General features: G+C 72.6%; 8 protein-coding genes. 3 read left to right on the forward strand and 5 right to left on the reverse strand.

Going from position 1 to position 22,269, the window contains the following annotated elements:
• Positions 1–28: 28 nt before the first annotated feature.
• The 5 genes from ABTY61_RS07300 to ABTY61_RS07320 all read right to left on the reverse strand — a co-directional run bounded on the left by ABTY61_RS07300 (position 29) and on the right by ABTY61_RS07320 (position 14,743).
• A complete protein-coding gene (locus tag ABTY61_RS07300) occupies positions 29–4,507 on the reverse strand; it encodes a non-ribosomal peptide synthetase (RefSeq protein WP_350503943.1) in 4,479 nt (1,492 codons plus the stop codon).
• Entirely contained in the window at positions 4,504–10,743 is a 6,240-nt protein-coding gene (locus ABTY61_RS07305) for a non-ribosomal peptide synthetase (protein WP_350503944.1), read from the reverse strand. Before ABTY61_RS07305 ends, ABTY61_RS07300 begins: the two co-directional genes overlap by 4 nt.
• Entirely contained in the window at positions 10,740–12,554 is a 1,815-nt protein-coding gene (locus ABTY61_RS07310) for an ABC transporter ATP-binding protein (RefSeq protein ID WP_350503945.1), read from the reverse strand. The genes ABTY61_RS07305 and ABTY61_RS07310 overlap by 4 nt, the downstream gene beginning before the upstream one ends.
• Positions 12,555–12,948: 394 nt before the next feature.
• Positions 12,949–14,061 carry a sensor histidine kinase gene (locus ABTY61_RS07315; RefSeq protein ID WP_350503946.1) on the reverse strand — a complete coding sequence of 371 codons (1,113 nt, stop codon included), beginning with the start codon at positions 14,059–14,061 and terminating at the stop codon, positions 12,949–12,951.
• Entirely contained in the window at positions 14,048–14,743 is a 696-nt protein-coding gene (locus tag ABTY61_RS07320) for a response regulator transcription factor (RefSeq protein ID WP_350503947.1), read from the reverse strand. Before ABTY61_RS07320 ends, ABTY61_RS07315 begins: the two co-directional genes overlap by 14 nt.
• 571 nt (positions 14,744–15,314) lie before the next feature.
• Here ABTY61_RS07320 and ABTY61_RS07325 point away from each other — a divergent pair.
• The 3 genes from ABTY61_RS07325 to ABTY61_RS07335 all read left to right on the forward strand — a co-directional run bounded on the left by ABTY61_RS07325 (position 15,315) and on the right by ABTY61_RS07335 (position 22,235).
• The gene (locus tag ABTY61_RS07325) at positions 15,315–18,890 is read left to right on the forward strand and encodes a hydantoinase B/oxoprolinase family protein (protein ID WP_350503948.1); all 3,576 of its coding nucleotides are present in this window, start codon (positions 15,315–15,317) and stop codon (positions 18,888–18,890) included.
• The gene (locus ABTY61_RS07330; protein WP_350503949.1) at positions 18,887–19,012 is read left to right on the forward strand and encodes a hypothetical protein; all 126 of its coding nucleotides are present in this window, start codon (positions 18,887–18,889) and stop codon (positions 19,010–19,012) included. Before ABTY61_RS07325 ends, ABTY61_RS07330 begins: the two co-directional genes overlap by 4 nt.
• 61 nt (positions 19,013–19,073) lie before the next feature.
• Positions 19,074–22,235, forward strand: a complete 3,162-nt coding sequence (locus ABTY61_RS07335; protein WP_350503950.1) for an amino acid adenylation domain-containing protein — start codon at positions 19,074–19,076, stop codon at positions 22,233–22,235.
• Positions 22,236–22,269: the final 34 nt, after the last annotated feature.

Consider the following 22,269-nt stretch of genomic DNA (forward strand, 5'->3'; position numbering starts at 1 on the left):
CGATATCTCCCTCGATCCAGCAAGCGGCTTAAAGGTCGTCGTCAAACTCGGCTTCGAGTTCCTCGATCTCGTCCTGGTTCAGGTCGAGGAGGCCGAAGTCGGAGGCGGTGTGCCCCCCGGCGGACGGATCACCCGCCAGGCGGGCCAGGGCGGACAACTCGTCCAGCCACAGCCGGCCGAACCGTTCGATCCCGGCCTCGTCGAAGAGGCCGGCCGGCCAGCTCACCGTGAGCGCCAGTTCCGGGCCGTCCGGCAGTTCGCGGACGGCCGCCTCGGCTTCCAGCGCGTGCGACGGCCTCACCTCGGGGTCCCCCGACCTGCCTCCGCAGCGCTGCCACTCCCGCGCCTCGCCCGTGGCGGACCGGCCCAGGTAGGCGAACCCGATCCGGGGCGACGGTGAGGCTTCCAGCACCGGTCCCGTCTCGCCGTTCAGATGGCGCAGCAGCCCGTAGCCGAGTCCGTCGCCGGGCACCGCCCTCGCCTGCTCCTTCACCGCCTTCAGCAGCGACCCGGCGGCCGGATCGGTCCCGCCCACGTCCAGCCGCACCGGATGCCCGCTCGTGAACCGGCCCACCGTCCGGGACGGATCCATCCCGCCGGCCGGGTGGCGGCCGTGGCTCTCCACGTCCACCAGCACCACGTGGCCTCCGCGCCAGCGTGCCACCGCGCCGGCCATGCCTGCCAGCAGCACCTCGTGGACATCGCAGTGGAAGGCCGAGGTGACCTGCTCCACGAGCGCGGCCGCGCGGTCCTTCGGCAGGGTCCACGACCGGCAGCCCGCCTCATGGCCGACACCGGGCTCGCCCAGCGGTGGCTCCGCCGCGTCGAGGAGCGCCGTCCAGGCGGTCAGCTCGGCGACGCGTGCCGTGGTGGTCGCCTGCTCCGCCAGTGCGGCCGCCCAACACCGGTACGGGACGTCCACCGGGTCGAGAACCGGCTCCCTGCCCGCGGCGACGGCCTCGTAGGCGGCCTTCAGGTCCGGCAGCAGGATCTGCCACGACCACGCGTCGACCGCCAGCGGATGCGCCGCCAGTACGAGCCGTCCGGTCCGGCCCGGTCCCGCGTCCACCCACACCGCACGGACCATCACACCCGCGGCGGGATCCAGCCGCGCGGCCGCCTCCCGGGCACACCGCTGCGCGACGTCGTCGAGGTCCCCGGGGTTCGCCTCCACTCGCTCGACCAGGGGCGCGGCGTCCACCGCGCCCCTGCCGGACACGACCACCCGGGGCGTCCGGTCCGCCTCGACGATCCGGCTGCGGAGCATGTCATGGGCGTCGATCACCGCGCTCAGCCCGGCCGCCAGCGCGTCCACCGACAGATCGCCGGGCGCGCCGACGGTCACCCACTGCGCCGGTCCCGTCCACGACACCTGCATCATCGGCGTCCAGGCGACCTCTCCCGTGCCCTCGGCCGGATCGGTCGGTTCGGCCGGATCGCCGTCCAGGTCGAGGATCGAGGCGATTCCCGCCGGGGTCCGGTGCTCGAACACCTCGCGCGCACCGAAGGCCATTCCGGACCGACGGGCCCGCGCTGCCAGCTGCATCGAGGTGATGGAGTCTCCGCCCAGCTCGAAGAAGCCGTCGTCCGCGCCGACCCGTTCCAGGCCGAGGACCTCGGCGAACAGCGCGCACAGCGCCCGCTCGGTGTCGGTCGCCGGTTCCCGGCCGGTGACGCGTCCGCCGAAGTCGGGGTCCGGCAGCGCCGCCCGGTCCACCTTGCCGTTGGTCGTCACCGGCAGTGCGTCCAGGACCATCACCGCCGCCGGCACCATGTAGCTCGGCAGTGCCCTGGCGATGTCCTCGCGCAGCCGTTCCGGATCGATGTCGCCGCCGGAGACGACATAGCCGATCAGGCGCCCTTCGCGTGCCACCACCACGGCCTGGTCGATGCCGGGCCGCTCGGCCAGCACCGCCTCGACCTCACCCGGCTCGACCCGGTAGCCGCGGATCTTCACCTGGTTGTCGGAGCGCCCGGCGTAGACCAGCTCGCCCTCGTCCGTCCAGTACGCGACGTCGCCCGTCCGGTACATGCGCCGGCCGGGGGCGAACGGGTCCGCGACGAACCGCTCCGCCGTCAGCCCCGGACGGTCCAGGTAGCCGCGCGCCAACCCTGCGCCCGCGATGTGGAGATCGCCCGGGACGCCCGGGGGCAGCGGACGCAGGAAGACGTCCAGCACGTACAGCCGTCGGCCCGGCAGGGGGCGGCCGATCGGCAGGACCGGCCCCAGCCGGTCGCCGGGCGTGATCGCCTTCCAGGTCGCGCACAGGGTGGTCTCCGTCGGACCGTAGGTGTGCCAGACGACCAGCTCGGGGCAGGCCCGCCGGACCCGCTCCACCTCGCCGAGCGGCACCACGTCGCCGCCCGCGAGCACGTCCCGCAGTCCCGAGAACGACTCCGGCGACTCCTGCGCCAGCGCCCGGAACTGGCCCGCCGTGATGTTCACCGAGTCGAGGCCCTGGGCGACTTGGGCGGCGAGGCGCTCCGCGTCGACCACGCCCGGCTCGGCGATCATCACCCGCGCACCCGAGACGAGCGGCACCCAGAGGTCGTACAAGGAGGCGTCGAAGGTGTGCGGCGCGTGCATCAGCACGGAGTCACCCGCTCCGACGCCCCACACCGGGTCTCCCGCCAGGGCCGCGACGCCGCCGTGTGCGACGGCGACGCCCTTCGGCGCGCCGGTCGATCCCGAGGTGTACATCACGTACGCCAGGTCGTCCGCCCCGATCGGGACGAGCGAGGTCTCACCGCCGGCGGCGTCGTCCATCAGGATGCGCTCATGGCCCGGGGGGACGGCGGCCGCCGTCCCCGCACCGCACACCACCAACGCCACCGCGGCGTCGGACAGCATGAACGCGACCCGGTCCGCCGGGTAGTCCGGATCGACGGGTACGAACGCCGCTCCCGCCTTCCACACCCCCAGCCATGCCGCCGGCACCTCAGGCGAACGCTCCAGCAGGACACCGACGCGGTCGCCACGCCGTACGCCCCGGTCCTTCAGCACCCGTGCCAGCCGGCCCGACCACGCGTCGAGCTCCGCGTACGACCAGTCCCGGCCCCCGGCCGTCATCGCCGTCGCGTCCGGGGCCTTCTCCACCTGCCGGAGGAAGAGGTCCACCGCCGTCGGCGCGGCGATCGGCTCGCCCGTGGTGTTCCACCGATCGACGACCAGCTCGCGTTCGGCGTCGCTCACCAGGTCCAGGCGGCCCACCAGCGTGCCCGGCTCCGCGACGATCCGTTCCAGGGCGCGAACGAACCGCTGGAGAGCGGCCTCGGCGAGCGAGGCGTCGACCATCCCCGGCTGGTACTGCATCTCGGTCTCGATGCTTTCGCCCGGCATGACGCCCAGGGTGATCGCGTAGGGGGACGCCTGGTGGAACTCCCGCAGGGTCAGGCTCAGCTCGCGCGGGGAGGTCGAGCCCACGGCGGGATCGACGTAGTTCTCGAACACCACGATCGTGTCCAGGCCCGCCCCTCCGAGCTTCTGTATCTCCGGGAGCCCGAGATGCTGGTGCTCGATCAGCGCGGACTGCCGCTCCTGCAGCTCCGTCAGCGTCTCCAGGACGGTCTTGCCGCCGTCCAACCGCACGCGCACCGGCACGGTGTTGATGAACAACCCCACCATGCCCTCCGCACCCGGCAGTTCTGCCGGACGCCCGGAGACCGTCGCGCCGAAGACGACGTCCCGGCGGCGCGCCAGTCGGGCCAGCACCAGCGCCCACGCGCCCTGTACCACCGTGTTCACCGTCAGCCCGTGGCCGCGGGCGAACTCCGCCAAGGAGGAGGTGAAGGCCGGTGAATGGCGGATCACCTTCCGGACCGGCAGTTCCGGCGCCCGGCCGGGCCTTTCGGGGATGTTGAGCGCCGACCCGTCGGCGCCGGACAGCTCCGCGCGCCAGGCCGCCCGGGCGGCGCCCTTGTCCTGTCGCCCCAGCCACGCCAGGTGGTTGCGGTAGGAGGCCGTCGGCCGCAGACCCGACGCGACGCCGCCGGCCGCGTAGACGTCGAGGAGTTCCGACTCGAGGATCGCCCGCGACCACCCGTCCATGAGCAGGTGGTGGCAGGTCGTCACGAGACAGTGCCGCTGCGGAGCGATCCGGATCAGCGTCAACCGCAGCAGCGGGGGCCGCGTCAGATCGAACCCCCTGGCGCGCTCCTTCTCCGCGATCACGGCCGCCTCGGCGAGCGCGTCCTCCTCGGCCAGAGCGGACACGTCGCATTCGCTCCACGGGAGTTCGGCCTCCCGGGGAATGAGCTGGACCGTCTCGCCGGACTTGCGCCGGTGGAAGGACGCCCGGAGCGTCGCGTGCCGGTCGAGGAGGGCCTGCCAGGACATCCGGAGCCGCTGCGTGTCCAGCGGCCCGTCGATGATCTGGGACTGCTGGATGACGTAGATGTCGGGGGCGTCCTCGCCGAAGGTGGAGTGGTAGAGCATTCCCTCCTGCATCGGTGAGAGCGGCCAGAGCTCCGCGAGCGCCGTTCCGGGGGACGTGGTCGACTCGGTCACGATTCCTGGCCTCCTCCGAAGTGCGCCGCTATTGCCTCGAAGCCCTCGATCTCGTCCTGGTCGAGGTCGAGAAGGTCGAAGTCGGACGCGGTGTGCCCCCCGGCGGACGAGTCGTCCGCCAGGCGGGCCAGGCCGGACAGCACGTCCCACCACACCCGGCCGAACCGTTCGATCCCGGCCTCGTCGAAGAGGCCGGCCGGCCAGCTCACCGTGAGCGTCAACTCCGGGCCCTCCGGCGCCTCCCGGACGACCGCATCGGCCTGCAGCGCATGCGGCGGTGCCATGGCCGGGTCCAAGGAGCCGCCGATGTCTCCGGCCTGCTGCCACGGCGCCACGTCGCCCTGGCGGCCCACGGCGAACCGGCCCATGTAGTTGAACCCGATCCGGGGTGCCGCCAGGGACTCCAGCACCGGTCCCGTCTCGGCGTTCAGATGACGCAACAGCCCGTGCCCGAGCCCGTCACCGGGCACGGCCCGCGACTGCTCCTTCACCGCCTTCAGCAGGTCCCCGGACGCCAGGTCGATGCCCGAGGTGTCCAGTCGCACCGGATGCACGCTGGTGAACCAGCCGACCGTCCGGGACAGATCCAGCCCGCCGACCGCCTGCCGGCCGTGGCTCTCCACATCCACCAGCACCGCAGGATCGCCGGACCAGCGCGCCACCGCGCCCGCGAAACCCGCGAGCAGCACCTCGTGGACCCCGCAGAAGAACAGCCCCGGAACCCGTCCCAGCAGCGCCGACACCTCGGCTCCCGACCTCGCCCACGACCGGGTGCGCACGCTCCCCCTGCCCGCCTGCGGCCGGCCGATCGGCCGGTCCTCCTGGCCCAGGATCGCCTGCCACAGCGGCAGTTCGGCGACGCGTTCCGCCCCGGTGGCCCATTCCTCCAGCAGGCCCGCCCACTGCCGGAACGGCACCGCCACCGGCTCCAGCGCGGGAGTGCGTCCCGCCGCAATCGCCTCGCAGGCCTCCCGCAGATCCGGTACCAGGATCCGCCACGACATCCCGTCGACGGCCAGATGGTGCACCACCAGCACCAACCGACCCACCCGACCCGGCCCGGCGTCCACCCACACCGCCTGCACCATCACACCGGTCTCCGGGTCCAGCCGGCCCACGGCGTCCCGCACCGCGCCGGCCGCGGCCTCGTCCAACGAGCCTGCGCCGAGCAGCACGCGCCGGACCCGACCGGCCGCGTCCACCGAGCCCCGGTCACCGACGATCAGGCGTCCCTGCTCCACGCGCGCCCGCAACATGTCGTGCGTGTCCACCACGGCGGCCAGCGCGGCGGCCAGGACCCCCTCGCCCAGGTCCACGGGCGCGCCCACGACCAGCCACTGCGCGAACCCGGCACCGGTGATCCCGCCGCCCAGCATCCTCATCACCGGGGTCCACGGCACCTCGCCCGTACCGTCGGGCGTCGCGGGCCGGGCGCGTTCCGGCAGCGGCGATTCCGGCACCAGTTGTGCCAGCCCCTCCGGCGTCTTCAGTCCGAAGACGTCCTGCGCGGCGAGGGCCAGTCCTGCCCGCCGTGCCCGCGCCACCAGCTGCATGGCGGTGATCGAGTCCCCGCCCAGGGCGAAGAAGCTGTCGTCCGCACCGACCCGCTCCCGGCCGAGCACCTCGGCGAACAGCCGGCACAGCACCCGCTCGTGCTCCGTGGCCGGCTCCCGACCGACGGTCGCGGCCGTGAGCCCGGGGTCGGGCAGCGCGCTGCGGTCGATCTTCCCGTTCGGGGTGGTGGGCAACGCCTCCAGCACCACCACGGCGGGCACCATGTGCTGGGGCAGCCGGGAGGCGAGGTACTCCTTCACCTCGTGCGGATCGACCCCGGCCGGCGACACATAGGCCAGCAGACGGTCGTCCCGGACGGCCGCCACCGCCTGGACGACCCGAGGGTGGCCGGACAGGACGGACTCGATCTCGCCGAGCTCGATCCGGAACCCGCGCAGCTTGACCTGCTCATCGGCCCGCCCGGCGAACACCAGCTCACCGCGGCTCGTCCGATAGGCCAGGTCTCCCGTCCGGTACATCCGCTCACCGGGGGCGAACGGATCGGCGACGAACCGCTCCGCAGTCAGCCCCGCACGGCCCAGGTAGCCACGGGCCACCCCGATGCCCGCCACGTACAGCTCGCCGGTGATCCCCGGCGGCAGGGGCTGGAGGAACGCGTCCAGTACGTGGCAGCGGCTTCCCGCGATCGGTGCCCCGATCGGGACCAGGTCCCGGCCCGCCGTCAACGGCCTGCTCATCGCGGCGCACACCGTGACCTCGGTCGGCCCGTAGGCGTTGATCAGCCGGCGTCCCTGCGACCAGCGGTCCGCGAGGCCCGGCGGGCAGGCCTCCCCCGCCACCACCACCGTCTCCAGGCGCGCCGGCAGCACGTCGGCCGTGGCGAGCACCGACGGCGGAACCGTCACGTGCGTGGCGTCCCACCGCTCCAGTGCCTCGGCCAGCGACACCCTCGGCGGCATGTCCCGCTCCGGCGCCATCACCAGCGTCGCCCCCGAGAGCAACGCCATCAGCGCCTCCGAGACCGTGGCGTCGAAGCCCAGCGCCGCGAACTGCAGGACCCGTGACGACGGCGACACCGCGAACCGGTCGATCTGTGCCGCCGCCAGGTTCCCCAGGCCCGCGTGGGTGACGACGACCCCCTTCGGTGTTCCGGTCGACCCCGACGTGTAGATCACGTACGCCGCGTCCTGCGCCCCCACCTGCGGCGGAACCGCATCGGGGCCCGCCGCGAGATCCACCTCGTCGATCACCACGGACCGGTCGGCGAACTCCTCGGGCACCGCGTCCCGCGTCTTCCCTTCGCACAGCACCAGCACGGGATCCGCGTCTCCCAGCAGCAGTCGCACGCGCTCGGCCGGGTACGCGGGATCCACCGGGACGAACGCCCCTCCGGCCAGCGACACCCCCAGCATCCCGACCAGCCACCACGCCGACCGCCCCACGACGAGGCCGACCCGGGACTCCCGTCCGGCCCCACGGGCCCTCAGCACGGCGGCGATCGCCGATGCCCGTTCCCAGAGCCGCTCGAAGGTCAGCTCGCCGTCGCCGTCCACGACCGCCACCTCGTGCGGCCGCTGCGCCACGATCCGCGCCACCAGTGCCGGCAGGGACTCCCCCGCCGCCAGCGGCGGCACCAACTCCCCGACCGCCGAAGGCGCGTCCGAGCCGTTCACCCGGCCCCCGGCCCTACCGACCCGCCCCACCAGTTCGGAAGGGTCGGCGGCCATCGCGCCGAGGGCGCCGACGAACCACCCCAGCACGGATTCCACGACGGTCTCCTCCATCTGCCCGTGCCGGTAGGCGAGTTGGATCCTGAGCTGGTCCCCCGGGATGATGCCGAGGGTCAGTGGGTAGTGGGTGCCCTCGACCGTGCCCAGGTACCTGAACCGGTCGGAGAAGTCCCGCGGATAGTTCTCGAACACCAGCAGCGTGTCGAACTTCGCGCCCGGCCCGCCCGCCCGCTGGATCTCGGGAAGTCCCAGATGCTGATGCGGGATCAGGGCCGCCTGCCGCTGCTGCAGGCCGGTGAGCAGGTCGGCGACCGTCTGCCCGCCGTCCAGCGACACCCGGACCGGCACGGTGTTCATCATGAGTCCGGGCATCGACTCCACGCCCCGGAGTTCCGCAGGACGGCAGGCGACCGTGGTGCCGAACACCACCTCGGTGCGCCGCGCGAGCCGGGCCAACACCATCGCCCAGGCGCCCTGCACCACTGTGTTCAGCGTCAACCCGTGGTCACGGGCCAGCTGCGTCAGCCCGGTGGAGAGCTCCGGCGTGACGTGGGCGACGCGGTACTCGTACCCCGTCCCGGTGGCCGTCCTCGCGATCGACGCGTCCGCGTCGAGACCGGCCAACTCCGCCCGCCAAGCCGCGCGCGCCGCGTCCTTGTCCTGCCGGTCCAGCCAGGCCAGGTAGTCCCGGTACGACGCCGCGCCGATCCGCTCCGGGAGCCGGCCGCCGGCCGCGTACGCCTCGGCCACCTCGTTGAGGATGACCGACACCGACCAGCCGTCGGTCAGGATGTGGTGGTGGACGACCAGCAGACGGTGCCGGTCCTCGCCGATCCGGACCAGCAGCAGCCGGAACAGCGGGCCCGCGGCCAGGTCGAAGCGCTCTTCCTGTTCCCGCCGGGCGAGGGCCTCGACGGCCGCCTCGGCGTCGGCCACGCCCGTGAGGTCGACCTCCCGCCAGGGCAGGACGACGTGTCCGGCGACGGCCTGGACCGTCCTGCCCGACGCGAGCCGTACGAAGCCCACCCGCAGCTCGGCGTGCCGGGCGAAGACCGCCTCCCACGCGGCCCGCAGCAGGGCCACGTCCAGCGGCCCGTTCAACTCCAGGGTCCACTGCGCCTGGTAGATGTCAGGGCCCTCTTCATCGAGGGTCGATTGGAAGAGCAGCCCCTCCTGGAGCGGGGCGAGCGGCCAGGCCTCCTCGGCACCCGGTGCGGCGAGCGCCAGCTCGCTCTCCTCCTCCGCGGTGAGAGCGGTCAGCGGACGGGCGTCCGGGGCGTCGGTGGGTACGGGACGCGCCCCGGCCGCCAACCGTGCGGGGGTCCTCTCCTCGAAGATCTGGGAGGGCGTCACCAGCAGACCGGCCGTGGACGCGCGGGCGGCCAGCCGCATCGCGGAGATCGAGTCGCCGCCCAGGGCGAAGAAGTCCTCGTCCACACCGACCCGGTCCAGGCCGAACAGCTCGCCGAACAGTCCGCTCAGGACGCGCTCCGCCTCGGTGGCGGGTTCGCGGCCCCCGGCGTTCCCCGCGAAGACGGGCGCGGGCAGCGCCGCCCGGTCCACCTTGCCGTTGCCGGTGAGCGGAAGCCGCTCCAGCGTGATCACGGCAGCCGGGACCATGTACTCCGGAACCACCGCCCCGAGGCGCTCACGCAGGACGACGGGATCCGCGTCCGTCACCGCGTAGCCGATCAGGCGGCCGTCGACCGCCACCACGACGGCCTCGTGGACCTCCGGCTGGGCGGTCAGCGCGGCCTCGATCTCACCCGGCTCGATCCGGAACCCGCGGATCTTCACCTGGTCGTCGGCCCGACCCGCGAACAGCAGTTCGCCGTCGGCGTTCCACCGGGCGAGATCCCCTGTCCGGTACATCCGGCCGCCGGGTACGGACGGATCCGCCACGAACCGCTCCGCGGTCAGCGCAGCCCGGTTCAGGTAGCCGTCCGCGAGGCCGGCGCCGGAGAGGTAGAGGTCGCCGACCGTACCCGGTGGCACGGGCAGCAGCGAGGCATCGAGCACCTGAGCCGTGCGGCCCGGCAGCGGACGGCCGATCGGCAGCCGGGCACCCAGCGCATCGCCCGGCCGGAGCAGGTGCCAGGTCGCGCACAGCGTCGTCTCGGTAGGACCGTACAGGTGCCGGATCCGCGCTCGGGGGATCGCCCTTCGCACCTTCTCCACCGCGGGTGCGGGCACCACGTCGCCGCCCGTGAGCACCTCGTGGAGGCCGGCGAAGGACTCCGGAGACTCCTCCGCCAGCGCGCGGAAGCTCCCCGCGGTCAGGTGCACCTTCGTCACGCCGGCGGCGACCGCCTCCCGCAGACGCCGGGCGTCCACCGCGCCCGGCTCGGCGATCACCACGCGGGCGCCCGAGGCGAGCGGTACCCAGATCTCGAAGAGGGACGCGTCGAAGGCGTGCGGCGCGTGCACGAGGATCGCGTCACCGGGGTCCACCGTCCAGCCGGGGTCGCCCACCAGCTCCGCGACGCTCCGGTGCGGGACGGCCACGCCCTTGGGGACCCCCGTCGACCCGGAGGTGTACATCACGTACGCCAGGTCCCCCGGACGCACCGGGAGAGTCGGCGCCTCGCCCGGACCCTCGTCCGTGACGACGATCGACTCGACCCCCTGCGGAACGCCGTCGCCCGCCACGGCCGAACACGCCACCAGGGACGCCCCCGAGTCCGCGACCATGAACGCCACCCGCCGCGCGGGATAGGCGACATCCACCGGCACGTACGCCGCTCCCGCCTTCCACACGGCGAGCAGCGTCACCACCAGGTCTGCGGAGCGTTCCATCAGGACCGCCACCCGGTCGCCGCGGCGGACGCCCCGACCGGTCAGCCGCCCGGCCAGCCGGCCCGAGAGCTCGTCCAGCCGCCGGTAGGTCAGCGTCCGGTCCCCATCGACCACGGCCACCGCGTCGGGCGTCCGCTCCGCCTGGCGGGCGAACAGCTCCGGCACCGTCGGCGCGGCCAGCGCTGCGGAGTTCATCGTCCCCCTTCCGCGACCATCTGGTGGGCCGGCCCGGCCCCGTCGGCTTCGGGCGCGGCTTCGGCGCCGCCCGACTTGGCGAACTGCGTGTGATAGAGCTCTGCGTAGAGCCCGGCCTCGGCGAGCAGTTCCTCGTGCGTCCCGCGCTCCCGGACGCCTCCGTCGTCGATCACGACGATCTGATCGGCCTCACGGATCGTGGACAACCGGTGGGCGATCACCAGGGAGGTGCGGTCGCGCAGCGCGGTCCTGAGCGCCCGCTGGACGGCGGCCTCCGACTCGGGGTCCAGGTGAGCGGTCGCCTCGTCGAGCACGACGACCGAGGGCGCCTTCAGGAGCAGCCGCGCGATGGCCAGCCGCTGCTTCTCGCCGCCCGACAGCCGGTAGCCGCGGTCCCCCGCGACGGTGTCGAGCCCTCTCGGGAGGGACTCGATCAAGTCCCAGATCTGGGCTCCCTTGCACGCCTCGACCAACTCCTCCTCGGTGGCGGTCGGACGGGCGTAGCGAAGGTTCTCCCGGATCGTGTCGTGGAAGAGGTAGGTGTCCTGGCTGACCACGCCAACCGCCTCGCGCAGCGAGTCGGTGGAGAGGTCCCGAAGGTCGTGTCCGCCGACCCGGACGGTGCCGGCGGTCGGGTCGTACAGCCGGGACACCAGGTGGGTGAGCGTGCTCTTCCCCCCGCCGGACGGGCCGACGAGTGCGGTGAGGGTTCCGGCCGGCGCCCGCAGGTTCACGTGGCGCAGGACCTCCGGCGACGTCTCCCCTCGGTCCCCTCCACCGCGCACGTTCTGCTCCAGCGACGGCAGCGAGACCTCGTCGGCACCCGGGTAGCGGAACGACACGTCCTCGAACTCGATCTCCGGGGCCGTGTTCCGCATGAGCGTGACGGCGTCGGGCCGTTCCTCGATCAGCGGCTTCAGGTCGAAGAGCTCGAAGATCCGGTCGAAGCACACCAGGACGACCAGCGCGTTCGCCTGCATCCCGGACAACTGGGTGATCGGCCCGAACAGCCGCCCGAGCAGGGCGGCGAGAGCGATCAGCGTGCCGAGCTGGAAGGTCCCGTCGAGCACGAGGCCGCCGCCGACCCCGTAGGTGAGCGCCGTGGCGAGCGCGGCGATCAGCAACATGACGACGAAGGCCATCCGGCCGTAGACCACGACGCTCACACCGATCGCGCGCAGCCTCGCCGACCGGTCCTCGTACTCGGCCATCTCCTCGTCCGGACGGCCGAAGAGCTTGGAGAGCATCGCCCCCTGGGCGTTGAACCGCTCCTGGAGGAGGCCGGCCAGGCCGGCGTTCACCTCCATCGACTGCCGGGTGTACCGCTGCGTCAGCCGCCCCACGTACACCCAGGGAACGACGAACAGCGGGATCATCACCAGCGTGATGACGGCGACGAGCCACGACAGGTAGAACAACTCGGCCGTCACCAGGACGACCCCGATCACGCTGGGGAGCGCCATCAGCAGCTGGCTGAACGCCTGCTGCGTCATGATCAGGTCCGTGTGGAGCCGTCCGACCAGCACACCGGTCTGGGTGCGGGTGAAGAACGCGACCGGCAGCCGCTGGACGTGCTCGATCGACTGGATCCGGACGTCGTAGCTGACCCCCTGCCCGATCGACCCGGCGAGGTAGGCGAGCACCAGCTGCAGCAGCGCGTCGAGGACGGCGAGCCCCGCGGTGAGGCAGGCCAGCATGGTGACGGTTCCGGAGTCGCCCTTGAGGATCCCGTCGTCGACGATCTGCTTCAGCAGCAGTGGAGTCGCCACCACGATGAGCGCCTCCAGGACGGCGCCGATTCCGAAGAGCACGATTTTGCCGGTGTACGGGCGAAAATAGGCCAGCACCCTGCGTGGCGTTTCAGGGCGGAGCTTGGCCGGCTCGGGATCGTCGCCTCCGCCGGCCCTTTGCGCCCCCCTGCTGGACGGCATCATGACCATCCGGACATCCCCTCTCCGACGACACCGTAGTCCGCGGGTCCAATGGTGCTGATCGGACTCGCTGTCCACGAGTCGCCGTCCACGGCCCGGTGTCCAAGCGGCCGTTCCGACACTTGGACGCTTTGGATGCGGCACCTGATTCCGATCCCGGAAATCGCCCGGTATCGCGAAATGAACCGGCGGGGAAATGCGGGGAGCGGAAAACGGAAGGACTCACCGGCCGAATGCCGGTGAGTCCTTTAGTCCTTGAGCCCTTGAGTCGGTGCTACGTGACCGGTTTCGCGGGCCGGGCCGGCGAAGGAGCGGGCGGCAGCCGCACCGTGAGGTGGAGGCCGCCTCCGGGGCGCGGGGCGATGGTGAGGGTTCCGTCATGCGCTTCGACGATGCTCTTGACGATGGCCAGGCCCAGGCCGACGCCCGCGTGGTCGTGGCGGATGCGTTCGGTGCCGCGCTGGAAGGGCTCGGTGAGAGTCGAGACCAGCTGTGACGAGAGGACCGCACCGGTGTTCTCGACGGTGAGCGTCACGCTTCCGGGATGGTTGCCGGTCGTCACCCACACGGTGCCCCGACCGGGCAGGTTGTGGACGATCGCGTTGTGGATGAGATTGACTGCCATCTGCAGCAGGAGCGCGCGGGAGCCGATGGTCGGGGTGATGTCGCCCGAGGCCTCGATGGTCACGCCGTGTCTCTCGGCCATGGGAAGCAGCGTCTCGACGGCCTCCTCGACGTTCAGGGACAGGTCGACGGGCTCCCGGGTGAAGGACCGCTGGTCGGCACGGCTGAGCAGCAGCAACGCCTCGGTGAGGTCGATCGCCCTGGAGTTGACGGTGTCGAGGCGTCGGAACAGCTCGCCCGAGTCCCGTGCCGGGTCGTTGATTGCCACTTCGAGCAGGGCCCTCGTGATCGCCAGCGGGGTGCGCAGCTCGTGGGAGGCGTTGGCCGCGAACCTCCGCTGCTCGGCGACGTGCGCTTCGAGGCGCGCGAGCATGGTGTCGAAGGCGTCGGCCAGCTCGCGGAACTCGTCGTCGCGGCCTTCCAGTTCGATCCGGTGGGAGAGCGACCCGTTCGCGGCCATGGAGGTGGCGTCGGTGATCCGGCTCAGTGGGGCGAGCATGCGGCCGGCAAGCAGCCAGCCTCCCAGCAGGCCGAACACCAGCAGGAGCGCCAGCACTACGGCCGACGCCGGGGCATAGACGTGCAGCACGATGGTGCGGATGGGCACGAGCCCGTTGGGGCTGCTCGCCGCACTGGGCAGGCCGCGCAGCAGATACACCCACACCGTGGCCAGCATCAGCACGCCCGCGAGCATGACGAATCCCGCATAACTGAGGGCGAATTTCAGACGGACGCTCAAGCCTGGTGTTCTAGGCGCCCGCATTTCCCTCCCGCCTGATGTCCTCCTGGGTGGTGATGCGGTATCCGACGCCGGGCACCGTGGCGATGATCTGAGGCTCACCGAGGCGTTTGCGCAGAGTCGAGACCGTGATGCGCACGGCGTTGGTGAACGAGTCGGCATTCTCGTCCCAGGCCCGCTCCAACAATTCCTCCGCGCTGACGACGCCCCCCTCGGCGGCGACGAGCACGTCGAGCACGGCGAATTGTTTACGGGTGAGTGCGATGTAGCGGTCGTTGCGGTAGACCTCGCGACGGAAAGGGTCCAGCCGCAGGCCCGCGATCTCCCGCACCGGCGGTCTGATGTACGCGCGCCTGCGGTCGAGCGCCCTGAGCCTGAGGACCAGTTCACGCATCTTGAACGGCTTGGTGAGGTAGTCGTCGGCACCGAGCCCGAACCCGGAAGCCATGTCGTCGATCCGGTCGGCGGCGGTGAGCATGAGGATGGGCATGCCCGTTCCCGCCGCGACGATCCGTGCGGCGACCTCGTCGCCGGAGGGACCGGGGATGTCGCGGTCGAGGACCGCCATGTCATAGGTGTTGACGCCCAGCAACTCCAAGGCGGTGTCGCCGTCACCGGCGATGTCCGCCGCAATCGCCTCCAGGCGCAGCCCGTCACGGATGGCCTCTGCCATGTACAGTTCGTCCTCGACGATCAAGACACGCATGTACCAATGCTACGGGCCGGGACCTGTCGTCGGGTTATCCGAACTCGGGCCCCGCCGACCCACGGGGTGGCCCCGGGCAGCTCCGTCGCAGACCTGCCGGCGGACGTGCACGAGGTCCACCAACGGCAGCGGCTGCTGTACGAGCTGCCGATCCGGGAGGAGCCGGTGGACCCGGTCGACGCCGCCGACCTCGTGGTGCCGTCCTGCTGCTACCCGCACTGCGCCGACCACCCGGGGTCGATTGCCCGCCACGCCGTGCTGTTCTCGCGCGCCGCGGCCTGCGGCCGATGGTCAGGGCAGGCCCTCGACAGCGGTCGCCTCCGGCAGCAACCTCGTGGCGGGTTCGTGCGGCACCATGCACGGTCGGTCACCGGCATCGGGCCCAGAACCGGGCCCGCCGCGAGCGCCCCGCCCCGCAGGAGGCGGGCGAGCACCGCCGACGCGCTGTGCCGGACCAGTACGTTCCGTTTGCCCGGGCGGTTCACCCGGTCGGATACTCGTGCGCAGGACCACCCGCACACGCGGCCACTCACGCACGGGGCGCCACCCGGCACGGCGGAGGGAGCCGGTCATGGCATCCAGGGGCTGGCAGTTCTGGGTGGACCGGGGCGGGACCTTCACCGACGTGGTCGCGCTGGCCCCGGACGGCCGCCTGCTGACCCACAAGCTCCTCTCGCACGACCCGGCCCGCTACCGCGATCCCGCCGTGGCGGGGATCCGGGCCCTGCTGCCGCCCGACGCGGACCTCGGAACGGACATCGACTCGGTCCGGATGGGCACCACGGTGGCCACCAACGCCCTGCTGGAGCGCACCGGCGAGCCGACCGTCCTGGTCGTCACCCGCGGGTTCGCGGACGCGCTGCGGATCGGCTACCAGAACCGGCCGCAGATCTTCGCCCGCGAGATCGTGCTGCCCGAGCCGCTGTACGCACGGGTGGTCGAGGTGGACGAACGGGTCACCGCCGACGGCGCGGTGCTGCGCCCGCCCGACCTCGACCGGCTCGCCGCGGAGCTGCGCGGCTGCCTGCGCGACGGCATCCGCTCCGCCGCCGTGGTCTGCCTGCACAGCTACCTGCACCCCGCGCACGAGCGCGAGATCGGACGGCTCGCCGAGCGACTCGGGTTCGAACAGGTGTCGTTGTCCAGCGAGGCGAGCCCGCTGATGAAGCTGGTGCCGCGCGGGGACACCGCCGTGGTCGACGCCTATCTCAATCCCGGCCTGCGCCGTTACGTGCGGCAGGTCTCGGACGAACTGGCCGGCGTCCGGCTGATGTTCATGCAGTCCAACGGCGGACTGGCCGAAGCCGGCCACTTCCGGGGCAAGGACGCGATCCTCTCCGGCCCGGCCGGCGGCATCGTCGGCATGGTGCGGATGTCAGGACTCGCCGGCTACGACCGGGTGATCGGCTTCGACATGGGCGGCACCTCCACGGACGTGTCGCACTTCGCGGGCGAGTACGAGCGGGTGGTGACCACCCGGGTCGCCGGGGTGCGGCTGCGGGCGCCGATGCTCGCGATCCACACCGTCGCGGCGGGCGGCGGCTCGGTGCTGCGCTTCGACGGGGAACGCCTGCGAGTCGGGCCGGACTCGGCCGGCGCGGACCCCGGACCGGCCTGCTACCGGGGCGGCGGACCGCTGACCGTCACCGACGCCAACCTGCTGCTCGGCCGGATCCAGGCCGAGCACTTCCCGCACGTCTTCGGCCCGGACGGCGACCAGCCGCTCGACGGGGAACTGGCGAGCCGTCGGTTCGTCGAACTGGCCCGGGAGATCGGCGGACGTTCGGCGGAGGAGACGGCCGAAGGCTTCCTGCGGATCGCGGTCGGCAACATCGCCAACGCGATCAAGCGCATCTCCGTCCAGCGGGGCCACGACGTCACCCGCTACGCCCTGACCACCTTCGGCGGCGCGGGCGGCCAGGTCGCCTGCCCGGTGGCCGAGGCACTGGGCATCCGTACCGTCCTGGTCCCGCCGATGGCCGGCGTGCTGTCCGCGCTCGGCATCGGCCTGGCCGACACCACCGTCCTGCGCGAGCACGCCGTGGAACGGCCGCTGGCGGACGAGGAGATGGCCGCCGTACGGGAGCAGGCCGAGGAGCTGGCGGCGGCGGCCACCGAGCAGCTGCTCGACCAGGGCGTGCCGGAGGAACGGATCCGGCTGGCCTACCGGGCCCGGCTGCGCTACCAGGGCACCGACACCACGATCGGCGTCCCGCTCGGAGAACCGGCGGACATGCGGGCCGAGTTCGAGGAGCGGCACCGCGCCACCTACTCCTTCCTGATGGACCGCCCGCTCGTGATCGAAGCCCTGGCCGTCGAGGGCACCGGTCTCACCGAACAGCCGGAGCTCGGCACCCTCTCCGCCGAACCCGCGACTGCGGCCGAGCCCACCACCGTGTCGCTGTACACCCGCGGCAGCTGGCACCAAGTCCCGCTGCTGGAACGAGAATCGATGCGACCGGGGTCCACCGTGACCGGCCCGGCCGTGATCGCCGAGGCCAACGCCACCACCATCGTGGACGACGGCTGGAAGGCCACGGTCGCCCCAGCCGGGCACCTGCTGGTCGAACAGGTGCGGGCCCCCGCCGAGGCGGCCGTCACCACCGCCGCCGACCCCGTCCTGCTGGAGGTCTTCAACAACCTCTTCATGGCGATCGCCCAGCAGATGGGCGCCCGGCTGGAGTCCACCGCCCAGTCGGTCAACATCAAGGAGCGGCTGGACTTCTCCTGCGCACTCTTCGACCCGGACGGCAACCTGGTCGCCAACGCCCCGCACATCCCGGTCCACCTGGGTTCGATGGGCACCACCGTCAAGGAGGTGCTCCGCCGCCGCGGCCCCGGGCTGCGCCCGGGTGACACCTACGCGGTCAACGACCCGTACCACGGCGGCACCCACCTGCCCGACATCACCGTGGTGACCCCGGTCTTCGACCAGGCCGGGGTGAAGGTGCTGTTCTTCGTCGCCTCCCGCGGCCACCACGCCGAGATCGGCGGCATCACCCCCGGCTCGATGCCCGCCGACAGCCGCCGGATCGAGGAGGAGGGCGTGCTCTTCGACGACTGGCCACTGGTGGCGGACGGACGGCTCCGCGAGGCCGAGACCCTGCGTCTGCTCACCGGGGCGCCGTACCCGTCTCGCGACCCGGACACCAACCTCGCCGACCTGCGCGCCCAGATCGCCGCCAACCGCAAGGGAGTCGACGAGGTCGACGCGATGATCGACCACTTCGGCCTGGACGTCGTCCAGGCCTACATGCGGCACGTCCAGGACAACGCCGAGCAGGCCGTGCGCAGCGCCATCGACGGCCTCGCCGACGGCTCCTACCGCTACGAGACCGACTCCGGCGCCGTGATCGCCGTCGCCGTACGCGTGGACCACCGCGACCGCAGCGCCACCATCGACTTCACCGGCACCTCGCCCCAGCTCGCCGGCAACCTCAACGCCCCCTCCGCCGTGGTCACCGCAGCCGTCCTGTACGTCTTCCGCACTCTGGTCGCCGACGACATCCCGCTCAACGACGGCTGCCTGCGCCCGCTGCGGATCGTCGTACCGCCCGGCTCGATGCTCGACCCGGAGTACCCGGCCGCCGTCGCCGCCGGGAACGTCGAGACCTCCCAGGCCATCACCGGCGCGCTCTACGCCGCGCTCGGCGTGCAGGCCGAGGGCTCCGGCACGATGAACAACCTCAGCTTCGGCAACGCCGACCACCAGTACTACGAGACCATCGCCTCCGGCTCCGGCGCCGGCCCCGGCTTCCACGGCGCCGATGTCGTCCAGACCCACATGACCAACTCCCGCCTGACCGACCCCGAAGTCCTGGAATGGCGCCTGCCCGTCCTGGTCGAGGAGTTCGCCGTCCGCCCCAGCAGCGGCGGCAACGGCCGATGGCACGGCGGCAACGGCGCGCTGCGCCGGCTGCGCTTCCGCGAACCGATGACCGTCAGCCTGCTCTCCGGCCACCGCCGCGTCCCCCCGTACGGCCTGGCCGGCGGCTCCCCCGGGGCCCTCGGCGCCAACCGGGTCCTGCGTCACGACGGCACCGTCGAGGACCTGCCCGGCTGCGGCAGCGCCCGACTCGAGGCCGGCGACGCCCTGGAGATCCGCACCCCTGGCGGCGGCGGATACGGACGCGGGGTGCCGCGGTGATCGCGCTCGGCGCCGCCGCCCACCGGAACGTCGGCCCGGTCGGCGGCAAGAACGCCTCACCGGGTGAGCCGACGGGCGACCCGGCGGGCCGCGGCATTCAACTGCGCGTTCTGAGCAGTTGAATGCCGCCGGGCAACGCCACTTACCTGTACCTGGCATCGCACCGCAGCCCTGGAGGACTCCGTGAATGCATCCACCCCGCCGTACACCCGGCGCATCGGGCCGGATGATTGGACGTACGTCGGCATGGGCATCCCGAATGTCTGCCAGCACGTGTACGAAGGTGACGGAGACCTGACCGTCGAGGCTCTGGCCGCAGCCGTGGAGAAGGCCGGTGACGCCTGCCCCGGGACGCGCCTGCGACGGAGGAAGCGGGCCTGGGTCGACGGCGGCGTCGCCCCGGAGGTGCGCGTGGTGAACCTCGAACCGGGACAGGACCTGCTGGCCCACCCCGCCCTGCAGACGACGCTCAACGACGGCGGAGCGACCTGCGAGGTCCTGTTCGTGCCCGGTGAGGCCGCCCCCGGTGAGGCCGCCGCCGGAGCTGCCGCTGGAGCTGCCGGTGGAGCTGCCGGGGAGGGCGCCGACGGTCCCGGGAGAACAGGCCGGCCGCTGCGGCTGGTCTTCCGGGGCTTCCACGGGATCACCGACGCGCGCGGCATGCTGGTGTGGGCGGCCAACGTCTTCCAGGCGCTGCGCGGCGAGGAGCCGCAGGGCGCGACCTCCACCCTCAACACCGGCGAGTTCTTGCAGCACCTGGTGCCCCAGGGCCTGCCGCCCATCCAGCAGGGCGTGGGCAAGCCGGAGTGGACCACGCCGATGGCGCCGGCCCCCCGGGGGCCTCGGTACGGTCACGTCTGGCGCAGGCGGACGGTCGACGGCGTCCACCCCGCGGTGACCGCCAAGGTGATCGCCGCCGTCGCCGCGATGACGCCGGACGAGCCCGTGTCGCGCCACTTCGTCCCCGTCGATCTGCGCCGCCACCAGCCGGATCTGCGCTCCACGGGCTGGTTGTCGCTCTCCGTGTACCTCGACGTCGAGCCGGGCACCGGCTGGGAACAGGTGCACCGGGAGCTGCTGACCGCGCTGGCCGAGCGCCGGGAGTTCACGCTGCGCCCCGCCCCGTGGCTGCTGAGGATGCCGCTCCCGGTGATCCGCTTCTTCGGCGACAGCATGGAGGACACCGCGCGGCGCAAGCAGCGCTACATGGGCGCCGCGTTCGTCGCCAGCATGGGCTCGGTCGACCTGGCGGAGTACAGCGCGCGGTCGTTCCGGGCTTCGACGGTGTACATCCTGGGCAGTGTGGGCCCCTCGGCTCCCCCCGGCATCGACGTCGTCGAGAGCGGCGGCCGCACCGAGATCGTGATCGCCTGGCGCGACGTGCCGGGCGCGGCCGAGCGGATGGACGCCGTGCTGGACGCGATCGCGGAGGCCTTGTCGCCGCGGGCCGACCGGGAGCAGGCCGCCAACCGCACCGATCGGCAGCCCGCGTCGTCGCGTTCGCTGCTGCGGATGTTCCGCGACCAGGTCGAGCTCACTCCCGACGCGATCGCCCTGACGGGCCATCAAGGTGACGTCAGCTACCGCCAGTTGAGTCTGCGCGCGGACGCGGTGGCGAATGCGCTGCGGGCCCGGGGCGTGGGCCGCGGTGAGGTGGTCGGTCTGCTGGCGGAGCGGACGCCGGGCGCGATCGCCGGGATCTGGGGGATCCTGCGCGCCGGGGCGGCCTACCTGCCGCTCGACACACAGCACCCGGACGCGCGGCTGGCCGACCTGCTGGGCGACTCGGGTGCCCGCTACTGCCTGGTGGAGGCGTCGCAGCGGACCCGGGAGCACACACCGGACGGGTGCGAGCCGCTCGGCCTGGACGACCTGGCGGCGGCCACGGCCGCGCCCGCCCGCGAGCCGGACGCCGACCCGCGCCCCGACGACCTGGCCTATGTGCTGTACACCTCGGGTTCCACCGGACGCCCCAAGGGCGTCCAGGTCGAACACGGCGCGCTGCTCAACTACCTGCACTGGGGCGCCGAGGAGTTCGGGGTCGACGCGAGCACCCGGCTCCCACTGCTGACCTCGCTGTCGTTCGACGTGTCCGGCACCTCGATCTTCCTGCCGCTGATCACCGGCGGGACCGTGGTCCTGGTCCAGGACCAGCCCACCCATCTGACGCTGCGCCGGATGCTGGAGGACTCCGGCGCCACCATGCTCAACCTCACCCCCTCGCACCTGGAGCTGATCGGCCGCCTGGACATCGCGCCGCGCGGGTTCCGCAGCATCGTCGTGGTCGGCGAGCAGTTGCGGACCGAGGTCGCCGCGCGCGCCCAGGAGATGTTCGGCCCGGACTGCCGGATCATCAACGAGTACGGCCCGACCGAGGCCACCATCGGCTGCACGGCCCACACCTTCGACCCGGTGGCGGACACCGGCCGCGCCGCGGTCCCGATCGGTGTCCCGGCCCACAACACCCGGGTCCACCTGCTCGATCCCCACCGCCGGTTCGTGCCGAACGGCGAGGTGGGCGAGATGTACCTGGCCGGGGTCCAACTGGCCCGCGGCTACCTGGGCCGGCCCGACCTGGACGCCGAGCGGTTCCCCACGCTGGCCGACGGCACCCGGGTGTACCGGACCGGGGACCTGGCCCGGCGGCTTCCCGACGGCACGCTGGAGTTCCTGGGCCGCATCGACGACCAGGTCAAGGTCCGCGGCCACCGCGTCGAGCCCGCGGAGGTGGCCGGCGCCCTCGAGGAGCACCCCCGGGTGGATCGCGCCGTCGTCGTGGCCCGCAGCCGTGCGGACGGCTCCGGCAAGGCGCTCTACGGCTACGTCCTGGTGAACGCCGAGGTGAGCGCCGAGGAGCTGCAGGCCCATGCCGCCCGGCGGCTGCCCGCCTACATGGTCCCGGCCGCGATCCTCTTGGTGGCGGAGATCCCCTACAGCGTGGCCGGCAAGGTGGATGCGCGCGCCCTTCCCGACCCCTTCGCGGACCGGACGCCCGCCGGCTCGGCCGCCTTCCCCGGGTCGGCTGCCCCGGCCGCCGCGGCGGCCGCCGCCGTCGATCCCGACCGGGACGCGATCGAGTCCCGGGTCGCGCTGATCTGGTCGGACGTCCTCGGGGTCGACCAGGCCCGGATCGACGCCCGCAGCGACTTCCTCCAGCTCGGCGGCGACTCGCTCTCCGTGCTGACCATGCTGGCCGGTGTCTGCCGGGAGGTCCTGCCGCCGCGGACGGAGACCGAGTTCATGTCCCAACTCGGCCGGTTCATCGCCGACCCCACGCTCGACACCGTCTCGGCGATCGCCCGAGAGGTGTCCCGGGTACCGGGCGGACAGTTGCAGCAGGTGTAGCCGAACGGCGTCCGCTTCGGGTCGCTGACGGCGG

It is taken from the genome of Kitasatospora sp. NPDC096128 (assembly GCF_040303105.1).
Taxonomy (GTDB): domain Bacteria; phylum Actinomycetota; class Actinomycetes; order Streptomycetales; family Streptomycetaceae; genus Kitasatospora.

Coding starts and splice junctions, on each gene's coding strand:
- ABTY61_RS07325 (WP_350503948.1), top strand. CDS start 15,315: ATGGCATCCAGGGGCTGGCAGTTCTGGGTGGACCGGGGCGGGACCTTC.
- ABTY61_RS07315 (WP_350503946.1), bottom strand. CDS start 14,061: ATGCGGGCGCCTAGAACACCAGGCTTGAGCGTCCGTCTGAAATTCGCC.
- ABTY61_RS07320 (WP_350503947.1), bottom strand. CDS start 14,743: ATGCGTGTCTTGATCGTCGAGGACGAACTGTACATGGCAGAGGCCATC.
- ABTY61_RS07305 (WP_350503944.1), bottom strand. CDS start 10,743: ATGAACTCCGCAGCGCTGGCCGCGCCGACGGTGCCGGAGCTGTTCGCC.